This window comes from Bradyrhizobium sp. UFLA05-89 (assembly GCF_059803475.1).
In genome coordinates, this window is record NZ_JBANBA010000009.1 from 100,753 (window position 1) to 116,276 (window position 15,524).

13 protein-coding genes are annotated in these 15,524 nt (G+C 63.1%); 3 read left to right on the forward strand and 10 right to left on the reverse strand.

Going from position 1 to position 15,524, the window contains the following annotated elements; translation table 11 throughout:
* Positions 1-13 precede the first annotated feature (13 nt).
* Positions 14-1,342 (reverse strand): ABC transporter substrate-binding protein, encoded by a 1,329-nt coding sequence (locus SO139_RS07545; RefSeq protein WP_449378283.1) that lies wholly within the window; start codon positions 1,340-1,342, stop codon positions 14-16.
* Positions 1,343-1,480: 138 nt separating this feature from the next.
* On the opposite strand from SO139_RS07545, the gene SO139_RS07550 reads away from it, so the two are divergent.
* The 3 genes from SO139_RS07550 (at position 1,481) to SO139_RS07560 (ending at position 4,485) form a co-directional block, all read left to right on the forward strand.
* A complete protein-coding gene (locus SO139_RS07550; RefSeq protein ID WP_449378284.1) occupies positions 1,481-2,290 on the forward strand; it encodes an IclR family transcriptional regulator domain-containing protein in 810 nt (269 codons plus the stop codon).
* Between the two features lie 111 nt (positions 2,291-2,401).
* Positions 2,402-3,991, forward strand: a complete 1,590-nt coding sequence (locus SO139_RS07555) for a 4-hydroxyphenylacetate 3-hydroxylase N-terminal domain-containing protein (protein WP_449378285.1) — start codon at positions 2,402-2,404, stop codon at positions 3,989-3,991.
* Between the two features lie 5 nt (positions 3,992-3,996).
* Positions 3,997-4,485, forward strand: coding sequence for a flavin reductase family protein (locus SO139_RS07560; protein ID WP_449378286.1), 489 nt, complete (start codon positions 3,997-3,999; stop codon positions 4,483-4,485).
* A 68-nt stretch (positions 4,486-4,553) separates the two neighbouring features.
* Here the strand turns inward: SO139_RS07560 and SO139_RS07565 are convergent, their stop codons facing one another.
* The 9 genes from SO139_RS07565 to SO139_RS07605 form a co-directional block, all read right to left on the reverse strand.
* Positions 4,554-5,225 (reverse strand): 3'-5' exonuclease, encoded by a 672-nt coding sequence (locus SO139_RS07565; protein WP_449378287.1) that lies wholly within the window; start codon positions 5,223-5,225, stop codon positions 4,554-4,556.
* 2 nt (positions 5,226-5,227) lie between these two features.
* Positions 5,228-7,030, reverse strand: a complete 1,803-nt coding sequence (locus tag SO139_RS07570) for a putative nucleotidyltransferase substrate binding domain-containing protein (protein ID WP_498539851.1) — start codon at positions 7,028-7,030, stop codon at positions 5,228-5,230.
* Between the two features lie 113 nt (positions 7,031-7,143).
* Positions 7,144-8,835, reverse strand: a complete 1,692-nt coding sequence (locus tag SO139_RS07575; RefSeq protein WP_449378289.1) for a cation acetate symporter — start codon at positions 8,833-8,835, stop codon at positions 7,144-7,146.
* Positions 8,832-9,134 carry a DUF485 domain-containing protein gene (locus SO139_RS07580; protein WP_449378290.1) on the reverse strand — a complete coding sequence of 101 codons (303 nt, stop codon included), beginning with the start codon at positions 9,132-9,134 and terminating at the stop codon, positions 8,832-8,834. Before SO139_RS07580 ends, SO139_RS07575 begins: the two co-directional genes overlap by 4 nt.
* 451 nt (positions 9,135-9,585) lie before the next feature.
* Positions 9,586-10,404, reverse strand: coding sequence for an ABC transporter permease (locus tag SO139_RS07585; RefSeq protein ID WP_498539852.1), 819 nt, complete (start codon positions 10,402-10,404; stop codon positions 9,586-9,588).
* A gap of 4 nt (positions 10,405-10,408) precedes the next feature.
* Entirely contained in the window at positions 10,409-11,206 is a 798-nt protein-coding gene (locus SO139_RS07590; protein WP_449378292.1) for an ABC transporter ATP-binding protein, read from the reverse strand.
* Between the two features lie 15 nt (positions 11,207-11,221).
* Complete coding sequence (locus SO139_RS07595; RefSeq protein ID WP_449378395.1) at positions 11,222-12,193, reverse strand: ABC transporter substrate-binding protein; 972 nt, start codon at positions 12,191-12,193, stop codon at positions 11,222-11,224.
* A 20-nt stretch (positions 12,194-12,213) separates the two neighbouring features.
* On the reverse strand, positions 12,214-13,635 hold the full coding sequence (gene atzF, locus SO139_RS07600; protein WP_449378293.1) for an allophanate hydrolase: 1,422 nt from the start codon (positions 13,633-13,635) through the stop codon (positions 12,214-12,216).
* Positions 13,632-15,071, reverse strand: a complete 1,440-nt coding sequence (locus SO139_RS07605; protein WP_449378294.1) for an amidase — start codon at positions 15,069-15,071, stop codon at positions 13,632-13,634. The genes atzF and SO139_RS07605 overlap by 4 nt, the downstream gene beginning before the upstream one ends.
* Positions 15,072-15,524 lie beyond the last annotated feature (453 nt).

The window sequence follows — 15,524 nt, forward strand, 5'->3', positions numbered from 1 at the left end:
ACGCGCCGCCCGATCAGGCAATCGGCTCCATCTTGCCGCCGACCGGAATGGCCGGCGCCGTCCGGTTGTCGGTGACGACGATGTCGTATTTGCCGTCCTTGAACCGCCACTGTCCGCCGACGAGCGGCGTCTTGGCGACGTTCTTGGCGGCAAACGGCGGCAGGTTCGCAGATCCCCACTGCACCTTGCCGACGACGGTGTCGAGATCGGTCGCGGCGATCGTCGTGGCGATCGCCTTGCCGTCGCGATCGGGCGCGCGCTTCAAGACATCGACCGCGACCTCGAACAGCGCGTGGACGAAGCCGATCGGCTGCGTCCATTGCCTCTTGGTCGCGCCCTCATAGGCCGTGGCGAGATCCTTCGCGCTCATGCCCGTGAGCGAAGATTTGAACGGATGGTTTGGCGTCCACCACACCTCCGAGGACAAGTTGTGACCGTCCTTGCCGAGCGCCTCGACCGCGACGGGGAACAGGATCGCCTTGCCGACCGAGGCGACCTTGGGCTTGAAACCTTGCTGGAGCGCTTGTTTCCAGAAGGTGGTGAAGTCCGGCGGCAGCACCACGCCGGTGATGATCTCGCAATTCGCCGCTTTGAACGCGCCGATCTGTGCCGAGAAATTGTCGGTGAGATTCTGGTAGCGGCCCGGATCGGTGAGCTTGTAGCCGTCCTTCTCGAGCACTGGCGGGAAGCCGACGACCTTGTCGCCCCATGCGTTGCCGTCGCCGTCATTGGGAAAGAGACCGCCGACCGATTTGTTGGTCGCGACCTGGCTCCACATGTTGGTGAAGACGGCGATGACGTCTTCGAGCCCCCAGAAGAAATGATAGGTGTAGTTGAAGCCCTTCCACGCCGGCGGTCCGCCGCCGGGATTGGCCTGGCGGCCAATGAACCAGGGCTGCCACGGCGCAACCGTGGAGATGCACGGCACCTCCTCGATCTCGCATTGGGTCGAGACCGGATTGGTGGTCTCCGGTGTCGATGCCACCAGCATCAGATCGATCTTGTCCTGGACGATGAGATCCTTGGCGACCTCGGCGGCGCGGTTCGGATTGGACTGGCTGTCCTTGACCACCACTTCGACCGGCACGGTGGCATTGCCGACCTTGATGCCCGCCTTGGTCGCCTCCTTGAAATTGGCGAGGATGAAATTGTCGGCCTCGGCAAAGGCGGCGAGGGGGCCTGTGAGCGGGGAGACATAGCCGAGCTTGATCGCGCGCGTTTGCGCGATCGCCGGCGACTTCAATCCGACCGAGAGGGCCGCGCCCGTTGCAGCGGAGTATTTCAGGAGCGTGCGGCGATCGACGGAATGACGATGAGTCGAGCTGATCTTGCGGCAGGTCATCTGCGCGTCCTCCCCTCTGGATGCGCCGGATTCTCATCGTGGATCGATTGACACACGGGCCGGCGTTCGATATTCGAACAGTAGTTCGTAATTCGACCAGTTTCCGCCAGCGCCCAGATGGAGTCAACAGGCCGCGTCATGACGCAAGCATCCGAGCGCCACAAGGCCGACCCCGGGCATCGCAAGGGCGAGCCCGACGACAAGGAGTTTATGACGACACTCGCCAAGGGCCTGGCGGTGCTCGGCGCGTTCGGTCGTCAGCGGCCGACCATGACGCTGTCGGAAGCAGCCGTGGTTGCCGATCTCTCGCGTGCCACCGCGCGGCGGGTGCTGCGTACGCTCACCCAGCTTGGTTATGTCGTGCAGGACGGCCGGACCTTCGCGCTGTCGCCGCAGATCCTGGATCTCGGCTTCGCTTACCTGTCGACGCAGAGCTGGATCGATCGCGCCCTGCCCCTGATGCGCGAGCTCAGCGAGCGTCTCGCCGAATCCTGCTCGGCCGCTATCTTGCAAGGCAACGACATCGTCTATGTCGCCCGCGTGCCCGCAAGGCGCATCATGTCGGCTGCGTTGTCGGTCGGGAGCCGGCTGCCGGCGCTGCACACGGCGCTCGGCCGCGTGCTGTTCGGCTATCTCGACGAGGCCGAGATCTGGCGGCGGCTGAAGTCGCAGCGGATCGAGGCCTACACGCCGCAGACCATCACCGATCTTCAGGCGCTGTTCGACCGCATTCGCGCCGACCGCGCCCAAAAATTCTCCATCGTCGACGAGGAGCTAGAGCGCGGCCTGCGTGCGATCGCCGTGCCGGTGTTCGATCGCGCCGGCCAGGTCGTCGGCGCCATCAACCTGTCGACGCATTCGACGCGAACGACGCGCAATGAAATGCGCGAGCATTTCCTGCCCGAGCTCAATCGCATCAGCGAGCAGGTCTCCTCAATGACCGTCTGAGGGACGTGTCCGGCTCTTGCCATCGAGGCGGGCCGGCCGTATCGTCGCGATAAGTTCGAAATACGGACACTAGTTCGATTATCGAACGATTCCTAAAGGGGAGATCGCGCGATGGCAGGCAAGGCGCAGGCAGCGGTGGCAATTCCGCCGGAGCACACCGGCAACGTCAAAGTCACGCGTCCGCAAACAGGCGCGGAATATCTAGACTCGCTGCGCGACGATCGCACCGTCTACATCTATGGCGAGCGGGTGAAGGACGTCACCAGGCACCCGGCCTTCCGCAACACCGCACGCATGGTCGCGCGTCTCTACGACGCGCTCCACGACGACAAGCGCAAGGACAGGCTCCTGCTGCCGACCGAGACCGGCAATGGCGGCGTGACGCACGCGTTCTTCAAGGCGCCGAAGACGATGGACGATCTTCTCGCCGGCCGTAACGCGATCGCCGAATGGGCGAAGATCACCTATGGCTGGATGGGCCGGGCGCCGGACTACAAGGCCGCGTTTCTCGCGACGCTGGGTGCCAACGCGGATTTCTACGAGCCGTACCAGGACAATGCCAAGCGCTGGTACAAGTTCAGCCAGGAGCGCGTGCCCTTCATCAACCACGCCATCATCCATCCGCCGGTCGACCGCGACCGTCCGCCGAACGAAGTCGCCGACGTCTGCTGCCATGTCGAGAAGGAGACCGATGCCGGCATCATCGTCTCCGGCGCCAAGGTGGTCGCGACCGGATCCGTGCTGACGAACTATACCTTCGTCGCGCATCACGGGCTCATTCCGCTGCAAGACAAGAAGTTCGCCGTCGTGTTCATGGTGCCGACCAACGCGCCCGGCGTGAAGTTCATCTGCCGCACCTCCTACGAGATGAGTGCGAGCGTGATGGGCAGCCCGTTCGACTATCCGATCTCGAGCCGGCTCGACGAGAACGACGCCGTGTTCATCATGGACAAGGTGCTGGTGCCCTGGGAGAACGTCTTCGTCTACGGCGACATCGACAAGGCGAACAATTTCTTCCCGCGCACCGGATTCCTGCCGCGCTTCGTCGTGCATGGCTGCACGCGGCTTGCGGTCAAGCTCGACTTCATCAGCGGACTGTTGTTGAAGGCGACGGAGGCCGCCGGCACCAAGGACTATCGCGGCGTGCAGGCCAATGTCGGCGAAGTCATCGCCTGGCGCAATCTGTTCTGGAGCCTGTCGGATGCAATGGTGCGCGATCCAAAACCATGGATCGGCGATTACGTGCTGCCCAACATGGACCCCGGCAACGCCTATCAGATCATCGCCACCATGGCCTACACCAAGGTGAAATATTTGATCGAGCAGACGGTCGCCTCGGGCCTGATCTATCTCAACAGCCACGCCAGCGATTTCAAGAACGACGAGATCCGCCCCTATCTCGATCGCTATTTGCGCGGCTCCAACGGTTACAAGGCGGAGGAGCGCGTCAAGCTGCTCAAGCTGTTGTGGGATTGCCTCGGCAGCGAGTTCGGCGGACGCCACGAGCTCTACGAGATCAACTACGGCGGCTCGACCGAGGAGATCCGTCGCTACTGCCTGTTCGGCGCGCAGGCCTCGGGCAATGCCGACCGCTTCAAGGGCTTTGCCGAGGACTGCATGGCCGAGTACGACCTCGACGGCTGGAAGGTCCCGGACCTCACAGATCCCGGCGAGCTCAGCTACCACATGCTGCGAAAGTGAGATCGATGCTGAGCAGAACCGCCATCGATTCCAAACGTTTCCGGTCGGTGATGGGAACGTTTCCGACCGGCGTCGCCGTCATCGCGACCGAATGGAACGGCGAGCTGTTCGGCGCGACGATCAACTCGCTGACGTCGGTGTCGCTCGATCCCTGCATGCTGTTGTTCTGCACCAATGAGGGCAGCGCGACCGGAGCGGCGATCCGGCAGCGCGGCCTGTTTTCGGTGAATATTCTGGGCCAGCATCAATCCGACCTGTCCCGCCGCTTCACAGGGCAATCGAAGAACAGGTTCGAGGATCTGGCAGTGGCATTCAGCGCCGACGGACTGCCGCTGCTGCAGGGCGCCGCAGCCCGGCTCTGCTGCCGCGTGGCCACCACCCACAAGGCCGGCGACCACGACATCATCCTCGGTGAGGTGCTGTCGGGCGACGAATCTGCGTGTAGCCCCCTCGTGTTTCACAAGGGCAACTACGGGAGCTTTCAGCGGTCTTGAACGTCACCGCTGCGGAGTGGAAGCCGTCGGCTTCTGGTGGTCGAGCGGGAAGCCTCACTGGGCCTTGGCTACGCTCCGATCGGATTGAAAACGGCGCTTGTGCGTTGGCGCTCGATCCGTACGCCGCGCTCGGCGAGGTCGCGCAACTGCAAGAACATCATTGCAGTCATCAAGGCGTCGTCGAAAGCATCGTGCTGTGCAAGAGGAGGAATACGGAGGTCGCGGAGGATCGCGGCGAACGAGAGATCGATCGACGTGTTGGGCGGCGCATCACCGTATTTGCGATCGTAGTAGAGCCGTGAAACTTCAATCCGCTCGTTCGGCAGCTCGATCCCGACCAACGGAAGGATGTACTTGTCCAGCATGGCGATGTCGAAGTCGACGTAGTAGCCGATGAGGGGGCGCGCCCCGATGAACCGGAGAAGGCTCGGCAGCACCTTCCAGACGATCGGCGCGGCCGCGACATCGGAGTGACGCAAGCGGTGGATCTTGATTGCTTCCGCTCCCATCTCCCTGTCGGGGTGGACGACGGCTTCGAAATGCTCGCTGGTCAGAATCCGATTGCCGCGAATCCTGATGGCCGCAATGGTGACGATGTCGTCCGTCCGCACGTTGAGACCCGTGGTCTCGCAATCTAAGACGACAAAGTCGTCGTCCGGAGCTCGATCGAACATGAATCGATACGACTGATCGCTCAGGGTCGCCTGGTGAAGCAACCGTTTGATCGCGCGTGGCAACATCTTTAGAACATACCGAGCTTGAAACGATGACGAACAATTTCTCGAAACTGCTTCACGACCTGAAGCGTGTCCCGCAGCAGATCACGTTCCATGCTGGACAAATGCGCAGGTCTCACCAGAGTACCCGACGTCCCGGCGGATGCGGCCAGCTGCCCGTCGAGCCGGAGCATCAGCAAGAATCGGAAGGCCTGTTTCAGGTCGCGTCCAAAATCTGCTCGCAACACTCCCAAGTCACACAGCCGGGAGATTCGCTTGTCGGTGGAAGTCTCGCGCAAGCCCTGTTCGAGCGCCAGGCTGCGAACGCCGTGCACGATGGGAAAGATTCCGCCTTTCTTCAGGTCAAGCGCGTCTCCGCTACCCTCGGATGTGATCAGGTTGTTGAAAAGACCGATTGGCGTTTCGAAGGCGTCAACTGCGCGCGCAAAGTGGGCCAGGAACGCCTGTTCACCCCGGATCAGCTCGATCAGCGTCGACTTGGCGCTATCCAGCAGTGACGCGTTGCCGGCGATCGCCTGGGCATCATACACGATGGCTACATTCATGTGCGCGGCCTCGTCGGGGAGGGCGACCCAGCGACGGAAATCCGTCAGGTAGTCGGTGAGCGGCTTCGACCATGCCGGATTGCTCACCATGATGTTGCCGGGGCAAGGCGGAAACCCGAAACCTCCTAGCGCGCCGGAGAATTCGTTGCGGAAATGCTCCAGGGGTTTGCTCTCGACTGGACCATCGAGGATGAGACCGTTGTCCTGGTCAGTGCGCATGGTCTGCTCGCCGCGCCCCTCGCTACCCATCACGATCAGGCAACCGCTGGTCCGCAGCTCTGCCGGCGCGACCATTTCGAACAGTCTGGACAGCAGGCGCCGGTTGAGGTCCGAGACGATCTCCGCGATGACCTCGACCTTGACGCCTTGCCGCCGCAGCACCCGCGTTTGTGCTTCGATCTCGCCTGCAGCAACCGCGAGATCCTGCAGGCTGGAGCCTCGATCGATGCGACCGGCGACGACCTGAGCACTGCCTGCCAGGAAACCCAGGAGATCGATTTCCTCGAGAATACCGACGAACCGTTCGCCGTCGTGCACGGCGAGCCGCCGCTTGTTGTGCTTCGTCATGAGCAGGAGAGCCGAGGAGACGAAATCGTCGGGGCGGATCGACACGATGTCGAAGTTCGCGAGCTCGCCCACCGGTGTCTGGATAGGCAGACGCCGCAACACCACCGCTTTGGACAGGTTCATGCCCGTGATAATGCCGATCCGCTCGCCATTGCGTACGAACAGAGCGTTGCTGTTGATCTCGCGCATCAGGTGACCAGCGGCTTCAATCGTGTCGGTCGCAGCCACGAATGATGGAGGATGCAGGAATAGCTCGCCAACCCTGGCATGCATCAGCGAGCCGTAACGCCTGGCCTCTTCGTCGTTGGCAAGCTCATCCAGCTTTTGCGAGATTTCGCGGTAGAAGAATGCCGCAAATCGCGGATTGGCCTTGATCAGGTTGAGGGCGACCTTCCTGGGGATCACATAGCAAAGCGTTTCATCGCGGGCGAGAAACTTGTGACCGTTCTGGTCGTGAACGAGTGCGCGGCTATCGAATGTGTCCTTTGGACCAAGCAGCGCGAGCAGATCGGCTTCACTCCGCTCCTCGACCGTGCCCTTGATGACGACATAGATGGCATCCGCCGGAGCGTCCCCGGCGATGATTGCTTCGCCCGGACGGAAGTACGCTATGTCGAGCGCCCCTCGTAACGTCTCGGCCTCGTTCGGCGTCAGACGATCGAACGGTGGATTGTTGATGTCGAATGCCTTGGGCATTTCGGCCTCTCGAAGCCACGGACGATCCCGGCGCTGGCGACTGACCCTCGAAGCGCGGCACCGGCCGGTGCAGTGACCCGGCCGATGCCGAAGAGCCCGCCCTGTGGCCTCGTTCAGTGCGTCGTGGCAGCGGCAGCTCCGATGCCAGTCTGGGACCGAACATATTGTGCATCAAAGCCGTCACGGTCGATAGCGGCACGCTTGCTGCGGTCCAGAGTGGAGAAAAGCCAGATGCCTGCAAATGCGATGGCCATCGAGAACAGAGCCGGATTGTCCAGTTTGATCGGCGCAGATCCCTTGGCGAAGCCCAGCGTCACCTCCCAGACGGCCGGCGACAGAACGACGCCGACGACCGCGCTGATGAGACCGAGGAAACCGCCGATCAGCGCGCCCCGCGTCGTCAGGCCTCTCCAGAAGATCGACATCACGAGCACGGGAAAGTTGCAGGAGGCCGCGATGGCGAAGGCAAGGCCCACCATGAAGGCGACGTTCTGGTTCTCGAACACGATGCCGAGGAAGATCGCGAGCACGCCGAGGACCAATGTCGCGATCTTCGAGACGCGGATCTCGTCCTGCTCGTTGGCATTTCCGCCCTTGATGACCATGCTGTAGAGATCGTGGCTGATGGATGACGCCCCGGCCAGGGCTAACCCCGACACCACCGCCAGGATCGTGGCAAAGGCGACGGCCGAAATGAACCCAAGGAACAGGTTGCCGCCGACGGCGTTCGCAAGATGGATCGCGGCCATGTTGGAGCCGCCCTTGATCGCCGCGATTCCGCTCTTGGTCCGTTCAAGAATGGCCCCGTCCAGGAACATCGCATCGGTCGAAACCAGCGTGATCGCGCCAAAGCCGATGATGAAGGTCAGGATGTAGAAGTAGCCGATAAAGCCCGTCGCATAGAACACCGATTTGCGCGCGGCCTGGGCATCCTTCACCGTGAAGAAGCGCATCAGGATATGCGGCAGACCCGCCGTTCCGAACATCAGCGCAAGGCCGAGCGAGATTGCCGACAGCGGGTTGGAAATCAGGCTGCCGGGCTCCATGATCGCGAGCTTCTTGGGATGCACCTCGGTTGCCTTGGCGAACAGAGCTTCCGGACTGAACCCGAACTTGTAGAGGACGGCTCCGGCCATGAAGGTTGCGCCCGAGAGCAGCAGCACCGCCTTGATGATCTGCACCCAGGTCGTTGCCTTCATTCCACCAAAGGTCACGTAGATCATCATCAAGCCGCCGACCAGGACGACCGCGATCCAGTAGTCGAGACCGAACAGCAGCTGGATCAGCTTGCCTGCCCCGACCATCTGCGCGATCAGGTAGAACGCAACGGTCACCAGCGAGCCGCAGGCCGCCAGGATCCGGATGTCGGTCTGCCCGAGCCGAAACGACGTGACGTCGGCAAAAGTGAACTTGCCGAGATTGCGCAGCTGCTCGGCAATCAGAAACGTGACGATCGGCCAACCCACGAGCCATCCGACGGAGTAGATCAAGCCGTCGTAGCCGGATGTGTAGACGAGGCCGGAAATGCCGAGGAAGGAAGCCGCCGACATGTAGTCGCCGGCGATCGCAAGCCCGTTCTGGAAGCCCGTAATGCCGCCGCCGGCCGAGTAGAAATCTGCTGCCGACGCGGTCCGCTTTGCGGCCCAATAGGTGATGACGAGCGTCAAGCCGACGAACCCGACGAACATACCGATCGCCGACCAGTTGATCTCCTGCTTGGAGCCGCCCTCGACGGCGCCAGCGGCAAGCGCGAGCGTGGGCATGCTTGCGAGCAGGAGTACAAGCAACAGGGAGAACTTTCTCATGAGGGGTTCTCCTCAACAATCTTGCGAATGAGCACGTCGTAGCTGGAATTCGCCTGCCGCACGTAGATGCCCGTCAGCACGAAGGCGAGCACGATGACGGACAATCCGATTGGAATGCCGATCGTCGTCACGCCGTGACCAAGTGGAGCGCCCAGAAACTTGGGAGCGTAGGCTACCAGCAGGATGAAGCCGAAATAGATGACCAGCATGATCAGCGACAACGTCCAGCCCAGCGACGAACGGCGACGCACGAGCTCCTGGTAGTTCGGATCGCTTTCAATCCTTGCGAGCTTGCTCACAGCAATGATCCCTGGAGTTCTTCCCGTTGCGACAGCCCCCTGCGTGGCGAGGGCTTGACTAGAGTGTCCTGCAGACGGACCGGCTTCCATGATCCAGATCAAATCCGGCTGATCCGAGTGGGATGTCCCCCGGGCAATGCCGGGATCGATCCGAGCGGCTACTTTCGCTCAGACGTGGCCGGCCCGACGCGAGATCTCGGATTTTTTGCCCGCTTTTGTTGGGAGCGCCGGCAGTGGATCGTCCGGCCGGAACTTGCCAATCTGCCGCCAGAGCCAGCGGCCGCATCGTGAATATTGGTTGCTATCAACCCGCGTTCCGCAAGGAAGCAGCCGCCCCCTCGGGATCACGGCTGCCGGAAGTCCTCTCGCGCCATCCGGACGGACCAGTGCGAACCATCGTCACCCAAACCATAGGTCTGCCCGTGAGACGCGGCCGATCCGACACGGCGTCTCAGAGCTTCTTGGCGGCGGGGGATCGATCTGCTCGTCCGTCGCTGTGCCCGGCCTTTTCGGCACCGTACCAGGGCAGGAGCCAGCGCACCGTGCGCTCGAACAAGAGATCGGCTGCCACGCCCATCGTGCCGAGTGCGATCAGGCCTACGAACATGTGGTCGACCCGGAACACCTGCTGCGACATCTGGATAAGGTAGCCGACTCCGAAGGCGGCGCCGGCGAGTTCGGCCGCGACGAGAACGACCAGTGCGACGGACAGGCTGATCCTGAGGCCAGCGATGATGAACGGCAGTGCGCCGGGAATGATGACGAACACGAAATTGCGCCAGCCGCGCGCGCCAAGACTGGCCGCCGCCCGCCCAAGCAGCGGGCTGGCATCGCGCACGCCGATATAGGTGTTGACCCATACCGGGAAGAAGACGCCCCAGGCGATCAGGAAGATCTTGGATGCCTCGCCGATGCCGAACCAGAAGATCGCCAATGGCACGAAGGCGAGTGACGGCACGGCGCGGAACATCTGCACGAGTGGATTGAGCGTTCCGTGCAGCAGCGGCAATCGAGCCATGGCCACCCCAAGCGCGACGGCGAGCACCGATCCGCTGACGAACCCGATCGCCGCGCGCAACAGGCTTGCGGCCAGATGCCGCGGCAGCTCGCCATCGAGGATCAGCGTCCATCCGGACTGCACGATCGTGCTTGGCGCCGGGAGCATAACGTCGTTGACGAGGCCGCTGCGGCTCAGTGCCTCCCATGCGCCGAAGAAGGCGAGTGTGCCGATGAAGCCGGCGAGCGTGTGACTGCTTACGCGCAATGTCATGCTGTTACTCGGCGGTCTCCAGCCCGATTGATCTTGCCACGTGCTCGTATAATTCGTTGAAGCGCGGTGTCGTACGCCGGCGCGGACGTGGCAGGTCGACCTTGATGTCCTCGACGATCCGTCCCGGATTCGGCGACATCACGATCAGGCGCGTCGCGAGCACCAGCGCCTCCGCGATATTGTGGGTCACGAACACGATCGTGGGCTGCTCCTGCCTGTGGATATCGATCAATTTGGCCTGAAGCGAGCTGCGGGTCATTGCATCGAGGGCCGCGAAGGGTTCGTCCATCAACAACAGGGACGGGCGAGTTGCGAGGGCCCGTGCGATCGCGATGCGCTGTTTCATCCCGCCCGACAGCTCGAAGGGATATTTTGCGCCGGCGTCGGGAAGTCCGACACTGCTGAGCAATTGTCGGGCAATGTCGCTCCGCTTCGCCGCTGCCATGCCCGCCATGCGGAGGCCAAACTCGACGTTGGCCTGCGCGGTCAGCCAGGGAAAGAGGGAGTAGTCCTGAAACACCACGCCGCGTTCGGAGCTTGGGCCGTCGATGGCGTGGCCATCCACCCGGACGTCGCCATGGGCGGGCGCGACAAAGCCCGCGAGGATGTTAAGAAGCGTGCTTTTGCCGCATCCGCTCGGTCCGAGAATGCACACGAATTCGCCGCGGTCGATGGTCAGCGAGATATTGCCGAGCGCGATGGTCTTGCCGCGACCGGAATCGTAGACATGACCGAGCTCGATGCACCTGATCAGCGGCACACCGGCGTTGGTATGCGGCTTGATCTCCACCCTCGCGTCCATTGCAGCCGGCCTGGTCTATTCGCTGCGCGCCCGATCGTACAGCGACGTCACCACCACGGTGTTGAAGTCGGGAATCTTCGCATCCGGACGCACCAGCTTGTTGTCCACGGCCCATTTCGCCTGCTCTTGCAGCAGGGACACCAGCGCAGGCTTGTCCAGCGCGAGATTGAAATTGGTCCGTTTCCAGAAGGATTTTGCGATCGCGGGATCGAGCTTGATCCGCTCTGCGGTCAGTGTTGCCGCGGCATCGGGATCCTTCCTGATGGTGTCGTCCGCCTCGATCAATGCCTTCAGCGCCTTCACGAGCAGATCGGCCTTGCTGTCGATGGTCGATTGCAGGGTGATGATCGAGGAGTAGGTGTTGTAGAGCCCTTCCGAACGGATGATGTGGAACTTGTCGGTGCCTTGCGCGACGGCCTGCGATAGATGCGGCTCGGTCCAGATGAAGCCGTCGATCGCGCCGCCGGCGAGGCTGCTGACGAAGTCGCCGGGATTGAGGCTGACGGCGGTGATGTCCGACCAGGCGAGGCCCTCCTGCTTGAGCAGCTTCGACAGATAGAGATGCGCGTTCGTGCCCTGCGAATAGCCGATACGCCGGCCCTTGACGTCCTTCGCGGTCTTGATGTCCTTGATCGCGACGAGATCGAACGGTTCATGCCGGTTCAAGGTGCCGATGATCCGAACCGGCAGCCCGTTCAGGGCTGCGAAGACGACCGGCGTCTCGGCCGCTGTGCCGATCACTACGCCGCCGCCGACCAGCGCGTCCAGCACCAGCCTTCCGCTGGCGAAGGTCGAAACCTTTGGCGTCAGTCCCTGCTTCTGCCAGGTCTTGTCGTGATCGGCGACGAAGAACTGGCCCCAGCCGAGCGCAATGCCTTCGCCGATCGTAATGTCTTCAGCGTGCGATGATGCGGAGGTAAGCGACATCACGGCGGCGATTGCGGCGGCTGCGAGCCTGCCCGGCCGGAATGAGGCGGCAATGGACATCACGATACGGTCTCCTTGTGTCAATAACGATGGTTTGGATTCGCAGCCGGCCGCACACCGCGCGCGCCGAGCGGGAGTTGGCCGGCTTCGTGGAAGCGCTGCGCCAGGGAGGCTGCACGATGATCGGCGAAGGCCGGGGCAATCAGCGACAGGCCCTGCGGCAGGCCGTTCGGCAGGAAGCCGCTGGGAACCGCAACCGCCGAGAGATCGGCGAGATTGACGAAGTTCGTGTAGGTCCCGAGCCTGGCATTGAGGACGATCGGATCAGCTTCGACCTCGTCGATCCGGTAGATCGTGCCGGTGGTGGGGACGGCGAGGATATCGATCTCGTTCCAGAGCTTGTCGACCTGCCGCTTGAGAATGTTGAGCCGCTGCTGGGCCGCGAAGACGTCGCCGCCCGAGATGCCGCGGCCCCCGAACAGGATCTCGCGGGTGACCGGAAGCAGCGCCTCGGGCTGCTTGTCGGCGAAATGGCGAAGCGCTCCGTAACGGTCCGCGAGCCATGCGCCCTTGAACAGGAGATCGTTGATCTCCGCGAAGGGCGCGTAGTCGATCTCCACCTTGCGCCCGCCAAGGCCTTGCAGCCGCGCGACCGCCTTGTCGAACAGCGCGGCCGCATCCAGATCGCCAAAGAAGTCGAGCCATTGCGGGGAGGGGACGCCGAAGCTGAACTTGGCTGGCAGCGGACGTGCTTCCGTCAGCGATCCGGTCCGGGAGAACGGATCCTCCTCGTCATGGGCGCGCGCAACGTCGAACGCGGCCTGGGCGTCCGGCACCGTCAATGCGAAAATCGAGAGCGTCTCGATCGAGCGGCAGGCCGCGACGACACCGACTTCGCTGAGCAGGCCCCGGGTCGGCTTCAATCCGACGACATTGTTGAATGCGGCCGGCACGCGGCCCGACCCGCCGGTATCGTTGGCGAGCGCGAAGCTGACGAGCCCCGCGGCGACCGACACCGCCGCCCCCGAGCTCGAGCCGCCGGGAATGTAGCGAGCATCGAATGGATTGCGCGCCACGCCATAAGGCGATCGCACGCCCACGAGCCCGGTCGCGAACTGGTCCATATTGGTCTTGCCGATCAGGATCGCGCCTGCGGCGAGCAGGCGCCCCACCGCCGGGTTGTTCCTTGCCGGCGCATAGGAAAACGCCGGGCATGCCGACGTGGTCGGCAGACCGACCGTGTCGATGCAGTCCTTGACACTGAAGGGAATGCCCCAGAGCGGAAGAGCCTCGCGTTGCTGCGCCGGCAGCGCCTCTAGCTGCCTCGCCCGCGCGAGCGCGTCCTCGCGCCCGACGACGCTGATCCAGACGCCATCCTCGCCGCGGCGCGCGATTTCGTCCAGGATGCGTTCGACGACGCCCGACGGCTTGAGCGTGCCGCTCGCATAGGCGGCGGTCAATTGCGGGAGCGTGAGATCGAGCATTTGCGTTGGTCTACTCATGAAGGATCCTGCGGACGCGGAAACGGCTTCGCCTGCTCGAACGCACGCGCGGCGCGCAGGACGGTGGTATCAGCGAATTTCGCACCGATGATCTGCAAGCCCACCGGCAATCCCGCGGCAGTCAATCCCGCCGGGATCGAAGCCGCCGGCTGTTGCGTCAGGTTGAACGGATAGGTGAAGGGCGAACGGATCGGCCGAACCACGAGATCGGCCTCCGATGCGCCAATGACCGAAGCGGGATGCGCGGTCGTCGGCGTGAGCAGCAGGTCCCAGTCCTGATGGAAGCGGTTGAAGTGCCGGCCGAGCGCTTCGCGCCGGTCGACAGCCTGCAGGTAGCTGATGACATCGATGCTCCGGCCCTTTTCGGCAACGTCTTGCAAGCCTTGCTCGACCAACGCGCGGCGGGCGGGATCGAACGAGGCCAGCAGCTTCGCGGCGCCGGCGAACCAGAAGGTTTGGAAGATATCGAAGGGGTCTTCGATTTTGGGGTCGACCTCTTCGACGACCGCGCCGAGCTCGGCAAAGGTCTTGGCCGCCGCGGCGCCGATTTTCGCGACCTCCGGATCGACCTGAGCGTAGCCGAGCCCCGGGCTGAACGCGACGCGCAAGCCCTTGACGCCGCGATCGAGATCCGCCAGCCAGGGAATCTCCTGCGACGGCAGCGCGTTCCAGTCGCGTCCGTCCGGACGCGCGATTGCATCGAGCAGCAGGGCCGCGTCGTCGACCCGGCGCGTCATCGGCGTGACGTGAAACAGGGTGCCGTTCTGCGAGGGCGGATAGACGGGGACGCGGCCGAATGTCGGTTTGAACCCGAACACGCCGCTATGCGCCGCCGGCAGCCGGGTCGAACCACCGCCGTCAGTCGCGACATGCAACGGCCCGAAGTTCAGCGCCGCCGCCGCCGCCGAGCCTCCGCTGCTGCCGCCCGGCGTGTGGGCGAGATTCCAGGGATTGCGCGTGATGCCGGTCAGCGGGCTGTCGCCGAGGCCCTTCCAGCCGAATTCCGACGTCGTGGTCTTGCCGAGCAGGACGGCGCCTTGCTCGCGCAGCCTGGCTGTCGCGGGCGAATCTTCGTTCCAGTCCTGCGCCGCATCAATGGCTCGGCTGCCGCGCAACGTCGGCCAGCCCTTGGCGAGGATCAGATCCTTGAGCGCAACGGGCACGCCGTCGACGAGGCCAAGCGGCCCGCCGCGCTTCCATCGCGCTTCCGACTGCCGGGCCGCTTCGAGCGCTCTATCGGCATCGAGCAATGCGAACGCATTGACGAAAGGCTCGAGACGCTCGATGCGATCGAGCACGGCCCGAGTCACCTCGACCGGTGAAAGTGCTTTTGTCTGGTAGTGCCGGACGAGCTCGATCGCGGGGAGAAGGGCAATCTCATCGGCCTTGGCTGGTGGCAATACCGACCTCGCCAAGGGAGCATTCTGCGCGGACATCAGCAGGACCTCGTTCTTCCGGAAAAAATCTCTTTCCGAGTGAACGATGGCTAAGCGCTTGGACCGACGGGCAGCAGCAATTAATTGCGGGTGAATGCTCCGCTCATCAAGAAGGAAGAATTTAAGCGCGGGGCCCGGTGCCGCAGGAATGAAAATCTCTCCGATCGCACGGCGTCAGCAGAGTCTGACTAGATGGACTGACAGCACGCAGTCGGCCACGGCCGGATCGGGAGACCGGAGTTGGTCCGCCAACCGATTGTCGCGGGCCTAGCCGGGGTTTGGCGCGAGTCGTAAGGGCAGACCATTGCCATCCAGGAGAGCGTGATCTTGCTGGTTAATCCGCCCTGGCGCTTTCGGGGCAAGGCGGACATCGGCTAACCAAACCCGCCGCTACATTTCTCGAAATGAGCCGTTGCTGCCCTCAATGGAAGTCGCCATGCTCCGAGCCAATCA

What these genes read in the sequence shown, in the direction of transcription:
- SO139_RS07545 (WP_449378283.1), bottom strand. Translation starts at nt 1,342, where the DNA reads ATGACCTGCCGCAAGATCAGCTCGACTCATCGTCATTCCGTCGATCGC.
- SO139_RS07550 (WP_449378284.1), top strand. Translation starts at nt 1,481, where the DNA reads ATGACGCAAGCATCCGAGCGCCACAAGGCCGACCCCGGGCATCGCAAG.
- SO139_RS07555 (WP_449378285.1), top strand. Translation starts at nt 2,402, where the DNA reads ATGGCAGGCAAGGCGCAGGCAGCGGTGGCAATTCCGCCGGAGCACACC.
- SO139_RS07560 (WP_449378286.1), top strand. Translation starts at nt 3,997, where the DNA reads ATGCTGAGCAGAACCGCCATCGATTCCAAACGTTTCCGGTCGGTGATG.
- SO139_RS07565 (WP_449378287.1), bottom strand. Translation starts at nt 5,225, where the DNA reads ATGTTGCCACGCGCGATCAAACGGTTGCTTCACCAGGCGACCCTGAGC.
- SO139_RS07570 (WP_498539851.1), bottom strand. Translation starts at nt 7,030, where the DNA reads ATGCCCAAGGCATTCGACATCAACAATCCACCGTTCGATCGTCTGACG.
- SO139_RS07575 (WP_449378289.1), bottom strand. Translation starts at nt 8,835, where the DNA reads ATGAGAAAGTTCTCCCTGTTGCTTGTACTCCTGCTCGCAAGCATGCCC.
- SO139_RS07585 (WP_498539852.1), bottom strand. Translation starts at nt 10,404, where the DNA reads ATGACATTGCGCGTAAGCAGTCACACGCTCGCCGGCTTCATCGGCACA.
- SO139_RS07590 (WP_449378292.1), bottom strand. Translation starts at nt 11,206, where the DNA reads ATGGACGCGAGGGTGGAGATCAAGCCGCATACCAACGCCGGTGTGCCG.
- SO139_RS07595 (WP_449378395.1), bottom strand. Translation starts at nt 12,193, where the DNA reads ATGTCCATTGCCGCCTCATTCCGGCCGGGCAGGCTCGCAGCCGCCGCA.
- atzF (WP_449378293.1), bottom strand. Translation starts at nt 13,635, where the DNA reads ATGAGTAGACCAACGCAAATGCTCGATCTCACGCTCCCGCAATTGACC.
- SO139_RS07605 (WP_449378294.1), bottom strand. Translation starts at nt 15,071, where the DNA reads ATGTCCGCGCAGAATGCTCCCTTGGCGAGGTCGGTATTGCCACCAGCC.